The following is a 15,267-nucleotide window of genomic DNA, read 5'->3' as shown; positions in this document are numbered from 1 at the left end:
CAGACGTCAAGCCCCTGCCGCGCTGGTTCCGCACCGCCAACCGCGCAATCGGCGTCCTGTCGCGCTTCGGGTTCGCGATGGGGCCGGGCTGCGTGCTCACGGTGCCGGGACAGCGCACCGGCAAGCCGCGCTCCACCCCGGTCTCGCCGCTGACGGTCAGCGGCCGCCGGTACGTGGTATTCCGACTGGGCCCGCAACGTCCGGGCCGCCGGACACGGCCATCTCTCCCGGGGACGCCGCCGCGATCCCGTGACGCTCGCCGAGGTCACCGACAGCGCGCTGAAGGAGCAGGTCATGCGCGCCTATCCGGAGGAGGTCCCCAGAGGAGCGCCGATGTTCGCCCAGGCCGGCATCGTCAGCGGCCCCGATCCCGACGCCTTCGCCTCCGCCGCCGACCGGGTCGCGGTCTTCGAGATCCTGGCCCGGACAGCTTGACCGAGACCCGCGTGGAACAAACCGGCACCGCTGGCGCGTCCGTGCCCGCCACGCAGCGCACGGCTGCGCCCGAGCCAGCCCATCGTTGCGAAGCTCCCGCTCGCCGGGAACAGCATTTGCCGTCGCCGGCCGAGGTTCCCGTTCCAGGTTTTTGCTGATTCCCGCGAATCGGTCCCGTTTTCCACATTTCTCCGCGGCCACGGGCCGCACGTCGCCGGGCTCGAACCACAGCGCTTTCCTGACAACGAATCCGGCCACTCACGAACACCACATCCGCAGAAACCGCAGCACGCCAACGAAATCCGGACCTAGCAACCCCGGCCGACCGACCCGGCCTCTTGCTCCAGCGCCCGCACCATCGCCACCGCCGCCGGATCCGGCCGCTCCCCCGTCACCGCCCACAGCGCGCGTCGCACCCCGCCGCACTCGTCGCGCACGGGGATCCACCGCACATCGGCAGGCAGCGAATCCGCCGCGAACCCGGGCACCAGCGAAACTCCCAAACCCGCCGCGACCAGGCCCAACCGCGTCGGCCACGCGCGCACCGCGAACGCGATCGACGGCCCGGCGATTCCCGGCCACGTCCCGAATTCCGGCGAGCTGCCCGCGCCGACGATCCACTGCTGTTCGGCCAGTTCGTCCGGTTCGACCCAGCTGCGCCCGGCGAACGGATGCGATTCCGCGACCGCCACTCCGTACGGGATTCCACTGCGCAATTCGGTGCGCCGCAAGCCCTCGAAGTCGTATTCCGGCAAGCCGTCGCCGGTGACGGCCACCGAGACGTCGAGCCTGCCGCGGCGCAGGGACTGCAGTTGCGCCAGGGTCGCGGACTCGGCGAGGTGCACCTCCACGCCCGGATGTGCGCGCAGCAGCCGGGAAACCGCGCGCGGCAGCAAAACCGCCGACGCGGCGGGGAATGCGCCGACCGAGATCCGCCCGGCGAGCCGGTCGCGCAGTCCGGCGAGCTCTTTTCCGGCCGCACTCACACTGTCCAGCACCCGACCGGCGTGCCGGATCAGTACTTCTCCTGCTGTCGTAGGGCGGATTCCGCGGGCATGCCGTTCGAACAACGCGGTTCCAGTAGCGCGTTCGCTCGCCGCGATCTGCCGCGACACCGCTGATTGCGTGTAGCCGAGCCGATGCGCGGCAGCACTGAACGACCCGGTCCGGGCCACCTCGACCACGACCCGCAGGCCGGTGAGCGTCAGATCAGCCATTCCGCCAACCATATCCGAAACGGACGGACCAGGTCGTCCACAGTAGACGCAACGGCGACCACCTCCCCCTTGCCTGCGACGCGAAATACCGTTTCGGAACGGGATTATCCCGCCCCGAGGGACACCGAGCGTGCCCCAACTACCCCGCCGAGGGTGCCGCCGAACGCCCGAACCGCGGCTGCGGCGAACAGCCGAACTCGCCCCGAACCCCGGAACAGGCGAAACATCCGCGCGGGAACGGACGATGTCATTGTCAGGAGGGGCGAAGAGAATTTCCAGCGTGACCACGGGCCGACGGTCTACTGTGGAATGCCCGCGGCCACCCGCTGTTCACCGGACGGCCCTCCGCGCCGGACTGGAATTGCCACACCGGAAAAGCGCTCGAAGTCCGCGTCGGACTCCCTGGTTCCAGCTGATCGGCGGCCCGGGGAACGCGACGAAGTGGTGGCTCCCCGGCACGAAACGCGTCGCTGGAGCTGGGCGCCGTCGACTACCGCGACGGCGAAGAACGCGCCGCGGCGATCCAGTGACTGTGCGCGAACATCCCGCGCGGGGACCTGACCCACGACCACGGGAGCGACCGGCGGCGGTTCCGGCACGCGGGCAGCGGGACGATCGCGTCGGCGAGCCACGCCTGCCGCCGCGTCGAAGCGCAGCACGGGTACGAACGATTCGTCGCCGCGATCGCGGCGGAAGGCCGGATCACCGGCTGGCGCGCGAAGTACCGGCTGCCCGGCTGAACACGTTCGCCGGGCATTGCCTACCGCACCGCCGGGCGGCAACGCGACGTGGCGGGCAGTGTTTGCCGGACCCCGCGAAGGCGGTCTCGGCCCCGGAATCCCAGCCAGAAAGAGCACCAACTGATGCGTGCTCGTACTGCCCGGTTCGCGGACGTCTCCGCCACGGCACCGCCGGAGCGGTTCCCGGACCGAACCAGCTCACCGGGGCCGGGGCGGCACCGGAGGTGCTCGACGGCACGGGCGGGAAGTGGAAGCCGGTGATCCGGGCGGCCCAAGGAAAGCCCGCACCGTTACAGCCGGGTGCCGACGGTCGAGTGCCGGCCGGCCCACGGAGGCCACGAGCTGCGCCCGGCGCTGACCGCGTCGCACGAACGGGGCAGCCGGTATGCCGAACGCAACGGGCATCTCGGTCGGCAGTTCCTGAACTCTAGCCGAGCAGGTCGGCCAGTACCGCCGCTTCGCTGATGTCGCTGCGTTTGGTCGCGGTCAACAGGGTCAGCGGCCCCCGGCCGGCTAGCGCACGCAAGTGGTCCAGCGCTTCCGCGCGTTCCGGTTCTTCCAGCTCCGCGCGGTAGCGTTCGGCGAATCCGGCGTAGCGGTCCGGGTCGTGCGAGTACCACTCGCGCAGTTCCGTCGACGGGGAGATCTGCTTCAGCCAGTCGTCCAGACGCGCACGCTCTTTGCTCAGCCCGCGCGGCCACAGCCGGTCGACCAGGACCCGTGAGCCGTCGGTGGATTCCGGCGCGTCGTAGACCCGGCGGACCTGGACTTGGCGTTTGCTCATCGGGGCAGCGGCTCCTTCCGGGGTCGGGGGCTGCCGTCGCCGCCCAGCGTCCGCCCGCGGCCGCCGCGGCGCAAACGAAGGAGGTATAACCCCAGGGTATGGAACTGCGTCAGCTGCGGTACTTCGTCGCCGTGTTCACCGAGGGGTCGATCAGCCGGGCGGCCGGGTCGCTGATGATGTCGCAACCCGCGCTGACCCGGCAGATCCGCGTGCTCGAACGCGAACTCGGGACGCCGTTGTTCGACCGGGTGCCGACGGGCGTGCAGGCGACGGTCGCCGGCCGGGCATTGCACGAGCACGCGCGGCAGCTGCTGCGGCTCGCGGACGCGACGCGGGAGGTCACGCGGTCCGCGGCTCCGGTCAAGGAGCAGGTCGAGATCGCGCTGCCGCCGGGGATTCCGCAGGACTGGGTGCTCGCGGCGCTGGCGGAGATCCGCCGTCAGGTGCCGGACGCCGCACTGTCGTTTTTGGACGCCAGCAGCACCGAGCAGCTGCGGATGCTCAGCGAAGGGCGGATCGACATCGGGCTGGTCCACCAGAACCCGCCGTCGACACTGCACGGGCGGCTGTTGTTCGAGCATCCGTTCGGCGTCGCGATCCGGCCTGGTCACGAGCTTTTCGGGCGCGCGCGGTGCCGGTTGCGGGATCTCGACGACGTCCGGGTGCTGGCGCACTCGCGGGCGCAGGTCCCGGCCGGGCACGACCAGATGCTCGCCGCGGCGCACGGGCTCGGAGTGTCGCCGAACTGGCGCCTCGCGCGGTTCAACGAGAACGCGCTGGCCTGCGCGGAGGCGGTCGAGGCGGACGCGGTGCTGCTCAGCAGGCCCAGCGCGAACCGGATGCTGCCCGAGTGGGCCTGGAGCGAGCTGGTCGAGCCGAGCGTCCCGCTGACGACGTGGGCGGCGTGCCAGCCGCAGACCCGGCGGATCGTCGGCGCGGTCGTGGAGGTACTGGAGGGATTTTAGTATTGCGGTGTTACGCAACGTCGTTTTACTATCGTGGGCGTGAGCCCGAGACAGCGCGACGCCGCGCTTCGCGAAAGCCTTCTGGCGACAGCCGCCCAGGTGCTGGCCGAGGAAGGCGGTCCAGCCTTGTCGACTCGGCGGCTGGCCCGGGAGCTGGGCGTGTCGACGACAGCGGTCTACACCTACTTCGGCAGTGTCGAACAGTTGCGCCGGGAGGTGCGGCTGGAGGGCTTCCGCAGGCTCGAAGAGACCATGGACCCGCCCGCCGAGGACCCGGTGGCCGCCCTCGCCGGAGCGGCGGCGGCGTTTTTCCGGTTCGGGATGGCCGAACCGCACCTGTACCGGGCGATGTTCGTCGACCGTCCGCTGGACGAAGACCGCGCGGGCGAGGCGTGCTTCCTGCTGCTGCGGAAGATCCTCGACCGGGCGGTGGGGTCCGGCCGGTTTGCCGGCGTGCCCGCCGAGCAGACGGAAATGTGCGCGGCCCAGGTGTGGAGCACGCAGCACGGGCTGGCGACGATGGTGCTCAGCGGCGCGCTGCCGGAGGCCGCGGGGCGGGCGGCGCTGGCGGATCTGCTGGTGCGGCTGGCGATCGGGTACGGCGACGCCCCGGACCGGGCGGCGCGGTCAGTGACGGGAGCGCTGAGATGAAGCGGCGTTTCCTTGGCGGCAAAGCGAATCCCGCGGCGAGACCGCAGCGCGGCAAGCCGCGGATCGACACGCCGGGCGGGATCGTGCTGTCCGCGATCCCCTCGGCGGTCCTCGCGCCGCTCAACGCCGTCGCCGGCACCGGAGTCGCGGTCGGCGCCGCGGCCGCCCTCGCCGCCGTGCTCGCGGCGGTCCGGATCCGGCGCGGAGATCCGAAGGGGCCGGCCTTCGGCGGGCTGATCGGCGTCGGCATCGCCGGGTTCATCGCTTGGCAGACCGGATCCGGCGGCGGGCTTTTCCTGCCCGACCTCGTCTGGTACCTGCTGGCCGCGCTGGTGCTGACCGGGTCGGTCGTCATCCGGCGGCCGCTCGTGGGGATCGGCTGGGCGGCGGTCGGCCGCGGCGGGACCGAGCGCGCCGCCCGCCGCCGGTTCGCGGTCGCGACCGCGCTCCTCGCCGCGGGCTTCCTCGTCCGGGCGGCGGTGACCGGCCTGCTCAGCCTCGACCCGGCGAACGCCTGGCTGGTCGCGGCCAAAGTAGCGACCGGACTGCCGGGCACGCTGGCCGGGCTGGCGGTCCTCGCCTGGGCACGGCCCCGTCCGGGAGCCCGGCCGGACCGGACTCCCGGACAGGTCCGGCTCAGCCGGTCGCCAGCACCTTCAGCCGGTCGATGCCCGCGCTGAAGTAGTCCTGGTCGAGCGGCGTCGAGGTGTACTGCCAGAAGGTGTAGAACCCCCAGTGGTAGGGCAGCGCGCCCGGCGACGACGCGTACGCCGCCACCCACAGCGGGTTGGTCGAGCTGAAGTCGCCCTTGTTGCCGGTGCACTGGGTCCACCAGCTGTTCGCCGTGTAGATCACCGGCCAGCGCGAGGTCTTCTTGTGGTACTCGTCGCTGAACGCCTTGATCCACGACACCATCGCGGACTGGCTCAGCCCGTAGCAGGCGGAGCTGGGCCCCCATTCGATGTCGAGCGTGCCGGGCAGGGTCTTGCCGTCCTTCGACCAGCCGCCGCCGTGCGCGACGAAGTAGTCGGCCTGCGCCGCGCCGCCGGAGATGTCCGGACGGCCGTAGTGGTAGGCACCGCGGATCATGCCGACGTTGTACGAGCCGTTGTACTGCTGGGTGAAGTCCGGGTTCTGGTAGCCGGTGCCCTCGGTCGCCTTCACGTAGGCGAACCGTTTGCCCTGGTTCCAGTAGGACTTCCAGTCGACCGCCCCCTGGTAGCTGCTCACGTCGATGCCCGACGTGGTCGCCTCGGCCGACGCAGGCGCGACCGACGCGCCGCCTCCTTCGTGCGCCCGGATGGAAGCGCCCATCTGATGGTTGTCCGGAGTCTCGGCCGAGGTGCTCCAGGCCGCGGCAGGTGCGGCCCCGGCGTTCGGCGCGGTCGCCACGAGCAGGGCGGCAGCCGCGGCGAGCACCGCTCCGGTCAGGCGGCGCGCCCTCCCGGTGGGTCCCCAGTGGTGAGTGGTCATTGACAGGTCCTTTCGGATGCCCTCGCGAAGTGCCACCCGATCAGGTGGCACGAGGACCTGATTCTGTTACTAAATGTGATGCACTGTCACTGCTCCAAGTGACCTAATTTCCACTTGACCGGACAACGAGAAAGACATTCCCAGTAGGCCGTTGCGGTCGAATTCCGGGAAAACGCCACCGGCCGGCCGCGGCCGCCTTACCCTCCCCGGCCATGTCCAAACCTCGAAGAACCCGGACGATCCTCCAGCTCCTGACCGTTCTCCTGACCCTGGCCGCGACCGGCACCGGCGCCGCGGAAGCGGGCGAACCGGCCCTGCTGCACGTCAACCACGGCTACGGCGTCCTTGACCGCGAGACCGCCGACGCCATCGAGCATTCGGCCTATCTCAAGGACTTCGCGAACTTCCAAGTCCGCACCACGACCGGCGCGGGCGGCGAAAAATGGACCGGCCGCTACCTGATGGGCCGGGAAACCTACGTGGAACTCTTCGGTGTCGGCGACCTGCCCGGCAAGGACGGCGACCTCGGTTCGGCGGGCCTGGGAGTCTCGGCCGAACGCACCGGCCAACTGTCCACAGTGGTCCGGCACCTGCACGACGCGGGCATCGCGAACCCGTTGGAATTCCTGCAAACCCGCGACTTCGGCGACGGCAAGCCGATCCCGTGGTTCAACGGAGTCTTCACCACCGACCAGTACGACACCTTCGGCGCCTGGGGCATGGAATACCGCGCGGAGTACTTCGCCGACCCGCGCGGCAACACCGGCCCCGCGCGCTACCCCGGCGACATCAGCCGCAACCGCTACCTGCCGGACGACTACCGCAACCACCAGATGCGCGACGTCACCGGCATCCGCCTGGGCGTCACCGCACGCGACCTGGGCAACACCCTGCCCCTGCTGCGTGCCGGAGGAATGACCGTACGCCAGCTCCCCACCGGCGCTCTCGCCTTCGACGGCATGACCACCATCCGCTTCGACACCGTCCCCGCAGACCAAGCCGGCCTCCGACAGCTCGACCTGGCCCTCAACCGCCCCACCGGAACGAGACACGTCGAACAACTCGGCCACTCGACCCTCACCGCCGGCCCAGGCGCCCACGCCCGCTGGACCTTCGCCATCCGCACCTGACCGGTACGTGAGGGGAACCCTCACGGAACCAGATTCCCTCAGGGTTCCCCTCACGACCCGCGACCGGTCCTCCCAGCCGCAGCCGCCGTAATGCCACCTTGGGGCGCTACCCGCACCCCCGCTGCCACCCGCCCCCAGCACGCTCCGCGCACGAGAACCCGCACACACCCCCGCACACCCACCGCAACCGACGCACCCCACCATCGAGGCACCCAGCCCCTCGCCCGCACCCCGATACGAAGCCGCCCGTCAGCACAATCGGGCTTCGGTGTCGAACGATTCCGGGTAGCCCGCGCCGTCCGGGTCCTTGACCTTGAGCAGCTTGCCGTCGTTGCGGAAGGTCCGGCCGTGGAACGGGCAGGTCAGCGTGGTCCGGTTGCGCCGGCAGATCATCGCGCCGCGGCGCGCGCAGGCGTTGGTCAGGCAATGCAGTTCGCCTGCCTTGTCGCGGGTGAGGACGACCGGCTGGCGGCCGATCGTGGTGGTGAAGAAGTCGCCGGGGTTCGGCAGCTGGCTTTCGTGCGCGAAGTAGATCCAGTTGCCCTCGAAGAGGTGCTTCATCTCGACTTCGAAGATCTCCTCGTCGGTGAAGATCCGGCGGTTCGTGCGGTAGACGCCTGCCTCCCGGGTCCTCCACCACCGCGTCCGCGACTACGGAAGCGGCGTGGTCCAGCGTCTCGGTCATGACTCCTCCAACGGGCCGGCGATCTGCACTGATCGGCTCCCCAGCAGGGCGTTTCCCGCACTGTGCCAGTCCGCGGCGGCGGCCGCCCCAGGGCGAGACCCAGTCCTGGCCTAGGGTGTGATTTATCGATGTCGTTTATCAATCGCACGCAAAACGCTCCTTGTCTTCACTCAATGCCGGAACTTACGGTGAGCGGGACGAGGAGCCGGTGAGGAGGCAGCCCGATGGAACTGCGCCACCTGCGGTACTTCTCCGCCGTCGCCGAGACCTGCCACTTCGGCCGTGCCGCCGAACGCCTGCACCTCGCCCAGCCCGCGCTTTCGCACGCGATCCGGCAGCTGGAGGACGAACTGGGCGTCGCCCTGCTCAGCCGCACGACGCGGCAGGTACAGGTCACCCCGGCCGGCCGGTTCTTCCTCGCCGAGGCCCAGCGGATCCTGGACGCCGTCGAGGCGGGCGCGCGCGGGGCCCGGCGCATCGCCGACGGCCGCCGCGGGCTCGCGCGGATCGGCTTCACCGGCACCGCCGCGCTGTCGCATCTGCCGCAGGTCGCCCGCACGCTGCAGCACCGGCTGCCCGAGGTCGAACTCGAAGTGCACGCCGACCTGCTCACCGGCGAGCAGTGCCGGCAGCTGCGCGACGGCACTCTCGACATCGGCGTGCTGCGTCCACCGGTCACCGGCGGCGACCTCGACCTGCACGTCATCGAGACCGAGCCGCTCGTGCTCGCCGTCCCGGCCGACCACCGGCTCGCGGTGGAACCGGTGGTGGCGATGACCGATCTGCGCGCCGAAGCCTTCGTCACCTATCCGGCCAGCTACTCCGTCGTCAACGAAGCGGTGCTGCGCAGCTGCCGCGACGCCGGATTCACCCCGCAACGCGAGCACGAAGCGGCCGGCACCGCGGTGCTGCTCGCGCTCGTCGCCGGCGGTCTCGGCGTCGGCGTCGTCCCCGCGTCCGCGCGGGCGCTGCCGCTGGCCGGGGTCGTGTTCCGCGACCTCGCCGGGGCGGCCACCGTCCAGCTCGCGCTCGCCTGGCACCGCGACCGGGCCTCGGCACTGGTCCCGGCCGTGCTCGACGCGCTCGGCGAGCTGTTCCCCGTCGCAGTGCCCGTGTCAGGGAGGACACGATGAAGATCACCCGGGTGGAGGCGATCCCGTTCGCCATCCCCTACCGCAAACCGCTGCGTTTCGCTTCCGGCGAGGTGCACACGGCCGAGCACGTGCTGGTCCGCGTGCACACCGACGACGGCGTGGTCGGCGTTGCCGAGGCACCGCCGCGGCCGTTCACCTACGGCGAGACGCAAGCCGGGATCGTGGCGGTGCTGGAGACCGTGTTCGCCCCGCAGGTAGTGGGCCTGAGCCTGCTGGAACGCGAGACGGTGCACGCGCGGCTCTCCCGCACGGTCGGGAACCCGGCCGCGAAGTCCGCTTTGGACATGGCGATCTGGGACGCCCTGGGGCAAAGCCTCGACGTCTCGGTCACCGAACTGCTCGGCGGCTACACCGACCGCATGAAGGTTTCGCACATGCTCGGCTTCGACGAGCCCGCCGCGATGGTCGCCGAGGCGGAACGGATTCGCGACAGCTACGGCATCACGACGTTCAAGGTGAAGGTCGGGCGCCGTCCGGTTTCCCTCGACACCGCGGTGGTTCGCGCGATGCGGGAACGGTTCGGCGCCGAGGTCGACCTGTACGTGGACGGCAACCGGGGCTGGACGGCCGCGGAATCCGCCCGCGCGATGCGGGAAATGGCCGGCCTCGACCTGCTGTTCGCCGAGGAACTGTGCCCCGCCGACGACGTGCTCGGCCGCCGCTGGCTGGTGTCCCGGTTGGACATTCCGTTCATCGCCGACGAATCCGCGGTGACCCCGGCCGACGTGACCCGCGAGATCCTCGGCGGGTCGGCCACCGCGATCAGCATCAAAACCGCCCGCACCGGCTTCACGCGCTCGCAGCGCACGCACCACCTCGCGGAGGGCCTCGGGCTGGAAGTGGTGATGGGCAACCAGATCGACGGCCAGATCGGTTCACTGTGCACTGTCGCGTTCGGATCGGCGTACGAACTGACGTCGCGCCGCCCCGGCGAACTGTCCAACTTCCTCGACATGACCGACGACCTGCTCGCCGAACCGCTGCGCATCGCGGACGGCGAACTGGTCATCCGCCCCGGCGCCGGCCTCGGCGCCGCGCTCGACCCCGGCAAGCTCCGGCACTACCGGCAGGACCGCTGAGCCGGAAACCCCGATGGATCAAGGAGGATTCATGACTGCCACGCATTCCCCCACCGCCGCCGCGTCCGGAGCCAACGCCACCGAACGGTTCAAGAGCGACAAGTTCGCCGGCGTCGCGGGCACCCCGAAGGAACGGGTCAGCCTGCTCGCCCGCGAGGTCCTGGAGGCCGTGCACGCGACCATCCGCAAGCACAAGGTCACCTACGAGGAGTACAACGCGCTCAAATCGTGGCTGATCAGCGTCGGCGAGGACGGCGAATGGCCGCTGTTTCTCGATGTCTGGGTCGAGCACGTCGTCGAGGACGTCGCCACCGGGCACCGCAAGGGCAACAAGGGCACCATCGAGGGCCCCTACTACGTGCCGGACGCACCCGAGCAGGGCGCGCGCGGTTCGGTCCCGTCGCGGGAGAACGAGCCGGGCACGCCGCTCACCTGGACCGGACAGGTCACCTCGACCACCGGCGCGGCACTGGCCGGCGCGAAGGTCGAACTGTGGCACGCGGACGCGGACGGACTGTACTCGCAGTTCGCGCCGGACATCCCGGAGTGGAACCTGCGCGGCACCTTCACCACCGACGACGAAGGCCGCTTCGAAATCCGCACCGTGCGGCCCGCGCCGTACCAGATCCCGACCGACGGAGCCTGCGGCAAACTGATCGCGGCGGCAGGCTGGCACGCCTGGCGTCCGGCGCACCTGCACGTCAAGGTGTCCGCGCCGGGGCACGAACTGCTCACCGCGCAGCTCTACTTCCCGGGCGACGAGCACAACGACGACGACATCGCGTCCGCGGTGAAGCCGGAACTGCTGCTCGACCCGCGCCCGGCGGACAACGGCGAGACCATCGAGTACGACTTCGTCCTCGACCCGGCCCTCTGATCCGGCAGGAGACTCATGCTTTACCACGTGCGGATGGACGTCCGCCTTCCCCCCGACCTGGACCCGGCGGTCCGCGACGCCCTCATCGCGCGCGAGAAGGAGTACAGCCAGCAGTTGCAGCGCAGCGGGAAATGGCCGCACATCTGGCGGATCGCCGGGGAGTACGCGAACTACTCGGTGCTGGACGTCGCCGACCACGACGAGCTGCACCAGATCCTGTCGAAGCTGCCGCTGTTCCCGTACCTGGACCTCCAGGTGACCCCGCTGGCCCGGCATCCCTCCAAAGTGGACTGACTGGGCTCAGCCCGGCTCTCCAGGTCCGTGAACCGGTGCCAGGACCTGGCGGGCCCGGTTACTCGCCGACAGTCACCACGCGGTCCGCGTGCCCGGCCAGCAGCGGATCGTGGGACGCGACCAGCACCGCCGTCCCGCGATCCGCTGCCTGGCGCAGCGCCGTCAGCACCATCTCCGCGTGCGCGCGGTCCTGATGCGACGTCGGCTCATCCGCCAGCAGCACCAGCGGACCCGCCGCCAAAGCACGCGCCACGGCACCCCGTTGCTGTTCCCCGCGCGAGACCTCGCTCGGCAAGCGATCCGCCAGTTTCGCCAGGTCCAGGGTTTCCAGCAGCTTCGACCGATCCGGCGGCTCCGCCGCGGTCCGCGCGGCGAACGCGAGGTTGTCCGCGACCGTCAACTCCTCGAACAGCGCGATCGACTGCGGCACGAAAGCCAGCGCGTGCCACGGCTGTTCCGAAACCGCCGCGTCCGGCATCGGCGGATGCGCGGTGACGGTCCCGCTGTCGGGCTTGTCCCAGCCACCCGCGATCATCAGCAAAGTGCTTTTGCCCGAGCCCGACGGGCCGGTCAGTGCGACCAGTTCGCCCGCCGCCAGATCGAGGCTCGTGTGCCGCAGCACCGGCATCCCGCCGTGGGAACGGCTTACGTCGGACACGCTGAGCAGCGCAGTCACCGGACTCTCCCGTCCACGAGTTCCACCACGTCGTCCGCCGCTTCGGCCAGCACCGGGTCGTGGGTCGCGACCACGACGGTCTGCCCTGNCACGGAATGCCTCCGCGACCAGCCGAGCCGAGGAACGGTCCAGTTGGGCGGTCGGTTCGTCCGCCAGCACCGCGTCCGGGTCGCCGGCCGCGGCGAAGGCGAGTGCGGTTCGTTGCTGTTCACCGCCGGAAAGCTGGCGCGGGCGATGGCCGCGGCGGTGATCCAGCCCCAGCCGCTCCAGCAAGGAGAGCGAAAGGCCGGTGCCGCGCATCTTCGCGGCCAGCTCCAGATGTTCTTGCACGGTAAGGTAATCCAGCAGGTTGTCGACGGGATTCTGGAATACGTAACCGATCCGCCGTCGCCGCACCGCCCGGCGCGCCCGCGCGGACAACGCGGTGACGTCCGTGCCGCCGACCTCGACGCGGCCCTCGTCCGGTCGTTCCAGGCAAGCCAGCAGACGCAGCAGAGTCGATTTGCCGGACCCGGAGGGGCCCACCAGCGCGGTGATCCGGCCGTGTGCGGCGGCGATCGTCACCTCGTGCAAAGCGGTCAGCGAGCGACCGGCGGTGCGATAGCCGTGCGTCAATCCGGCACCCCGGACAGCATCAGGCAGTGTCACGCAACACCTCCGAAGGCAGTGCCCGCGCAGCCGCGCGTTGGGCCGCATAAGTAACGGCAAGCGCGACGACCACCGCCGCGAGCAGCAATTGCCCGCCCGGGCCCCACGGCACCGGGATCACGGTGCCCGGCGGCGTCGCCGGATCGAGGTCGTAGCCCTCGTAGGTCACCGAGACCGCGACGGCCGCGAACCCGACGCCCAAAGCGAATCCGGCCGCCAGCAGCCCGCCGACCTCGTAGGCGAGCGCTCGCCAATGCGCGCCCGAGGTGATGCCCATCCGTCGCAAGAGGACATATGCTCCGCGCCGAGCACGAGCCCTGGCGTTGAGGTACAGCAACAGTCCGACTAGGACGACCACCCCGACCAGAGCCGACACTGCGGTCAGGAACGCGAAGGTGTAAGTGACTCCGCCATAGACGCCGTGCGCGGTGACGTCGGCAGCGCGGCTGACCGTCCCGGCCGGCACCCCGGCTTTGCCCAGTTCCGGCAGCACGTGCGCCGGGTCGCCGCGCGCCCACAGCTCGCGATGCACGCTCTCTCCGGCGAACTTGGCCAGAAGGTCCTTGCGCAGCAGCAATTCCGGGAATCCCGCACTCTTGCCGGGCAGCTGCGCCACCGTGACGACCCGCAGCGGCAGGTCCTTGCCCCCGATGCTCAGCGTCGCCTGCCCGGGGGCGTCCGGGACCCCGGCGAGGATGCCGGCCGGGGTGTCGCCGGACAGCTGGTCCAGCAGCTCGGGCAGGGCCGGCCCGCTGAAGTGGCTGTCCCAGAACGCGGCTGAGCCGAACGTCGCCGGGTCGACGCCCAGCACGTTCACCGTCTTGCTGCCCAGGTATGCCGNGGTATGCCGAGTCGTAACGGTCGACCAGCGCGGCGTGCCCGGTCAGGCCGGGCGGGATCTCGGCGGGACCGGTCAAATGCACCACGACGTCCGAGCCGACCACGAGCTGTCCCTCGTCATCGAGCGTGCGCTGGACGGAACCGGTGACTGTGGTAGCGAAGATCGACAGCGCCACCGGTACCGCGGTGGCTCCGACCAGCACGGCCGCCGCGGCGGGCGCCGAAGCCAGCCGTCGCCAGGCCAGGAACGCCACTGCCCGTTCTCGCCGCACCGCGGGCGCCCGTGGCAAGGTCAGCCGCACGACCCGGGTCACCAGCATCGCCAGCCCCAGCACCAGCAGCAACGGCACGACGATCAGCCGCGGCGGGATCCGCGCGACCGATCCCGCCTGGCCGAGCCCGGTCTGCGTGCCGTCGCCGAGCGCGAAGTAGCAGACCACCGCGGCGACCAGCGGGAGGATTTCCCACGGCAGATGCCGGATCCGCGACGTGCGCGCGTCGAACATCGCCCGCGTGCGAAGCACGACCGAACCGGCGATCCCGGCCAGCGTCGCCAGGAACGCGACCGCCGCGCCGCCGATCGAGTAGCCGACCGCGGACGGCGTCACCAGCGGGCTCGGCCCCAGCGCGCTCACCAGCCCGCGCGCGGCGAACCAGCCGCCGACAGTGCCGAGCAGCGCGATAGAACCCAGCTCCAGCAGCGCTTTCCCGGCCAGCGCGCCCGGCCCCGCCCCGCGCGCGGACAGCACCGCCAGCTCGGCCCGGCGGCGTTCGGCCCAGAACGACCCGACCGTCGCCGAAATGACCAGCCCGGTCAGCGATCCGGCGACGCCGATCGGCACGACCGTCGCGGCGAGCGAGGATCCGACCTGGTCCGCACGATCCGCGATGCCGCCCAGCGACGACGTGAACTGCATCCGGCCGCGCTGCGCGAACAACTCGGGAGTGTTCTCGGTGCGCTCTCGCACCCGTTCCAGCCCGGCGACGGTGCCGGGCGCGTTCTCCGTGGTCAGCCCGTTCTGGTCGACCGAGGCCGCGAGGAAGCTGCCGACGCCCGAATCCGGCGGGGTCAGCCCGAACAGAGCGTCCCGCGACACGAACCCGACCGGGAAGACCGGAGCCTCGCTCAGCGGATTCGGCCGGTACAGCGACTGCAGATGGCACCAGAACGGCTGGTCGGGCAGCTCGCGCAGGTCCCGGTACACCGCGGCCACCGGCATGGTCTTGACCGGGGCGTCCGGCGGCAGGCCGCCGTTCGGGGACCAGCCGCCCTGGATCGCCACCTGGTCGCCCGCGTGCAGCCCGCGCGCCTTCGCGAACTGGCTCGACACCCAGATCCCCTGGCCCTTGCCGCCCTCCACGACGTGCAGGTGCGCGGCGAAATCGTCCTGGGCCACCAGCCACATCGCGGACTGTTCCGGATTCGGCGAACCCGGCCGGACCGGGTTGACCTTGGCGGAGCTGAAGAGCGTCGAGGCCACGCCGGACAGCCGCGGCACCTCGCGAGCCGCGTCGCGGGCGACCGCGAGCCGGGCGTCGTCCAGTGCCTTCCCGGTCGGTCCGGTGGCGCCCGGATAGGGCTGGGACATCGGCAAGCCGCCGGTCCACTCCGCGCCGAC

The 15,267-nt window shown here is 70.9% G+C and carries 17 protein-coding genes and 1 pseudogene; 11 read left to right on the top strand and 7 right to left on the bottom strand.

Features of this window, described 5'->3' with window-relative positions; translation table 11 throughout:
- Nucleotides 1-249 precede the first annotated feature (249 nt).
- Entirely contained in the window at nucleotides 250-435 is a 186-nt protein-coding gene (locus tag A4R44_RS45780) for a hypothetical protein (protein WP_095213414.1), read from the top strand.
- Between the two features lie 308 nt (nucleotides 436-743).
- Here the strand turns inward: A4R44_RS45780 and A4R44_RS17770 are convergent, their stop codons facing one another.
- From A4R44_RS17770 to A4R44_RS17760, 3 genes are all read right to left on the bottom strand, one after another.
- Nucleotides 744-1,652 (bottom strand): LysR family transcriptional regulator, encoded by a 909-nt coding sequence (locus tag A4R44_RS17770; RefSeq protein WP_067581465.1) that lies wholly within the window; start codon nucleotides 1,650-1,652, stop codon nucleotides 744-746.
- Nucleotides 1,653-2,142: 490 nt separating this feature from the next.
- Nucleotides 2,143-2,409: a hypothetical protein gene (locus tag A4R44_RS17765; protein ID WP_067581463.1), complete on the bottom strand. Its 267-nt coding sequence runs from the start codon at nucleotides 2,407-2,409 to the stop codon at nucleotides 2,143-2,145.
- Nucleotides 2,410-2,819: 410 nt separating this feature from the next.
- Nucleotides 2,820-3,176, bottom strand: a complete 357-nt coding sequence (locus A4R44_RS17760) for a DUF488 domain-containing protein (RefSeq protein WP_067581461.1) — start codon at nucleotides 3,174-3,176, stop codon at nucleotides 2,820-2,822.
- A 98-nt stretch (nucleotides 3,177-3,274) separates the two neighbouring features.
- Between A4R44_RS17760 and A4R44_RS17755 the strand changes: the two genes are divergently transcribed.
- From A4R44_RS17755 to A4R44_RS17745, 3 genes are read left to right on the top strand one after another with little or no spacing between them, the layout of a single operon-like run.
- Nucleotides 3,275-4,141 (top strand): LysR family transcriptional regulator, encoded by an 867-nt coding sequence (locus tag A4R44_RS17755; RefSeq protein WP_067581459.1) that lies wholly within the window; start codon nucleotides 3,275-3,277, stop codon nucleotides 4,139-4,141.
- Nucleotides 4,142-4,180: 39 nt separating this feature from the next.
- Nucleotides 4,181-4,792: a TetR/AcrR family transcriptional regulator gene (locus A4R44_RS17750; RefSeq protein ID WP_067582292.1), complete on the top strand. Its 612-nt coding sequence runs from the start codon at nucleotides 4,181-4,183 to the stop codon at nucleotides 4,790-4,792.
- Entirely contained in the window at nucleotides 4,789-5,472 is a 684-nt protein-coding gene (locus A4R44_RS17745) for a DUF3159 domain-containing protein (protein WP_067581457.1), read from the top strand. The genes A4R44_RS17750 and A4R44_RS17745 overlap by 4 nt, the downstream gene beginning before the upstream one ends.
- Here A4R44_RS17745 and A4R44_RS17740 read toward each other — a convergent pair.
- A complete protein-coding gene (locus tag A4R44_RS17740; RefSeq protein WP_167545337.1) occupies nucleotides 5,429-6,265 on the bottom strand; it encodes a GH25 family lysozyme in 837 nt (278 codons plus the stop codon). The two genes, A4R44_RS17745 and A4R44_RS17740, sit on opposite strands and share 44 nt — an antisense overlap.
- Nucleotides 6,266-6,477: 212 nt before the next feature.
- Between A4R44_RS17740 and A4R44_RS17735 the strand changes: the two genes are divergently transcribed.
- Nucleotides 6,478-7,395 carry a DUF5829 family protein gene (locus tag A4R44_RS17735; protein ID WP_093573737.1) on the top strand — a complete coding sequence of 306 codons (918 nt, stop codon included), beginning with the start codon at nucleotides 6,478-6,480 and terminating at the stop codon, nucleotides 7,393-7,395.
- 267 nt (nucleotides 7,396-7,662) lie between these two features.
- On the opposite strand, the pseudogene A4R44_RS17730 reads toward A4R44_RS17735, so the two are convergent.
- A pseudogene (locus A4R44_RS17730) lies at nucleotides 7,663-8,080 on the bottom strand (Rieske 2Fe-2S domain-containing protein); the annotation flags it as partial.
- Nucleotides 8,081-8,304: 224 nt separating this feature from the next.
- Here A4R44_RS17730 and A4R44_RS17725 point away from each other — a divergent pair.
- From A4R44_RS17725 to catC, 4 genes are read left to right on the top strand one after another with little or no spacing between them, the layout of a single operon-like run.
- A complete protein-coding gene (locus tag A4R44_RS17725) occupies nucleotides 8,305-9,213 on the top strand; it encodes a LysR substrate-binding domain-containing protein (RefSeq protein WP_067581452.1) in 909 nt (302 codons plus the stop codon).
- On the top strand, nucleotides 9,210-10,313 hold the full coding sequence (locus A4R44_RS17720; protein ID WP_067581450.1) for a mandelate racemase/muconate lactonizing enzyme family protein: 1,104 nt from the start codon (nucleotides 9,210-9,212) through the stop codon (nucleotides 10,311-10,313). Before A4R44_RS17725 ends, A4R44_RS17720 begins: the two co-directional genes overlap by 4 nt.
- 31 nt (nucleotides 10,314-10,344) lie before the next feature.
- A complete protein-coding gene (gene catA, locus A4R44_RS17715) occupies nucleotides 10,345-11,190 on the top strand; it encodes a catechol 1,2-dioxygenase (protein WP_067581448.1) in 846 nt (281 codons plus the stop codon).
- A gap of 15 nt (nucleotides 11,191-11,205) precedes the next feature.
- Nucleotides 11,206-11,484, top strand: coding sequence for a muconolactone Delta-isomerase (gene catC / locus A4R44_RS17710; protein WP_067581447.1), 279 nt, complete (start codon nucleotides 11,206-11,208; stop codon nucleotides 11,482-11,484).
- A gap of 58 nt (nucleotides 11,485-11,542) precedes the next feature.
- Here the strand turns inward: catC and A4R44_RS50400 are convergent, their stop codons facing one another.
- The gene (locus tag A4R44_RS50400; RefSeq protein WP_232791646.1) at nucleotides 11,543-12,808 is read right to left on the bottom strand and encodes an ATP-binding cassette domain-containing protein; all 1,266 of its coding nucleotides are present in this window, start codon (nucleotides 12,806-12,808) and stop codon (nucleotides 11,543-11,545) included.
- Complete coding sequence (locus A4R44_RS49070; RefSeq protein WP_198545333.1) at nucleotides 12,795-13,625, bottom strand: FtsX-like permease family protein; 831 nt, start codon at nucleotides 13,623-13,625, stop codon at nucleotides 12,795-12,797. Before A4R44_RS49070 ends, A4R44_RS50400 begins: the two co-directional genes overlap by 14 nt.
- Before the next feature lie 167 nt (nucleotides 13,626-13,792).
- On the opposite strand from A4R44_RS49070, the gene A4R44_RS49065 reads away from it, so the two are divergent.
- Nucleotides 13,793-14,080, top strand: a complete 288-nt coding sequence (locus A4R44_RS49065) for a hypothetical protein (RefSeq protein ID WP_198545332.1) — start codon at nucleotides 13,793-13,795, stop codon at nucleotides 14,078-14,080.
- A gap of 369 nt (nucleotides 14,081-14,449) precedes the next feature.
- Nucleotides 14,450-15,226, top strand: a complete 777-nt coding sequence (locus tag A4R44_RS49060) for a hypothetical protein (protein ID WP_198545331.1) — start codon at nucleotides 14,450-14,452, stop codon at nucleotides 15,224-15,226.
- The last annotated feature ends 41 nt before the right edge of the window (nucleotides 15,227-15,267 follow it).

The organism is Amycolatopsis sp. M39 (assembly GCF_001651785.1).
Taxonomy (GTDB): domain Bacteria; phylum Actinomycetota; class Actinomycetes; order Mycobacteriales; family Pseudonocardiaceae; genus Amycolatopsis; species Amycolatopsis rubida.
The sequence above is the reverse complement of the archived record's forward strand: the minus strand, read 5'-3'. Positions and strand labels throughout refer to the sequence as shown.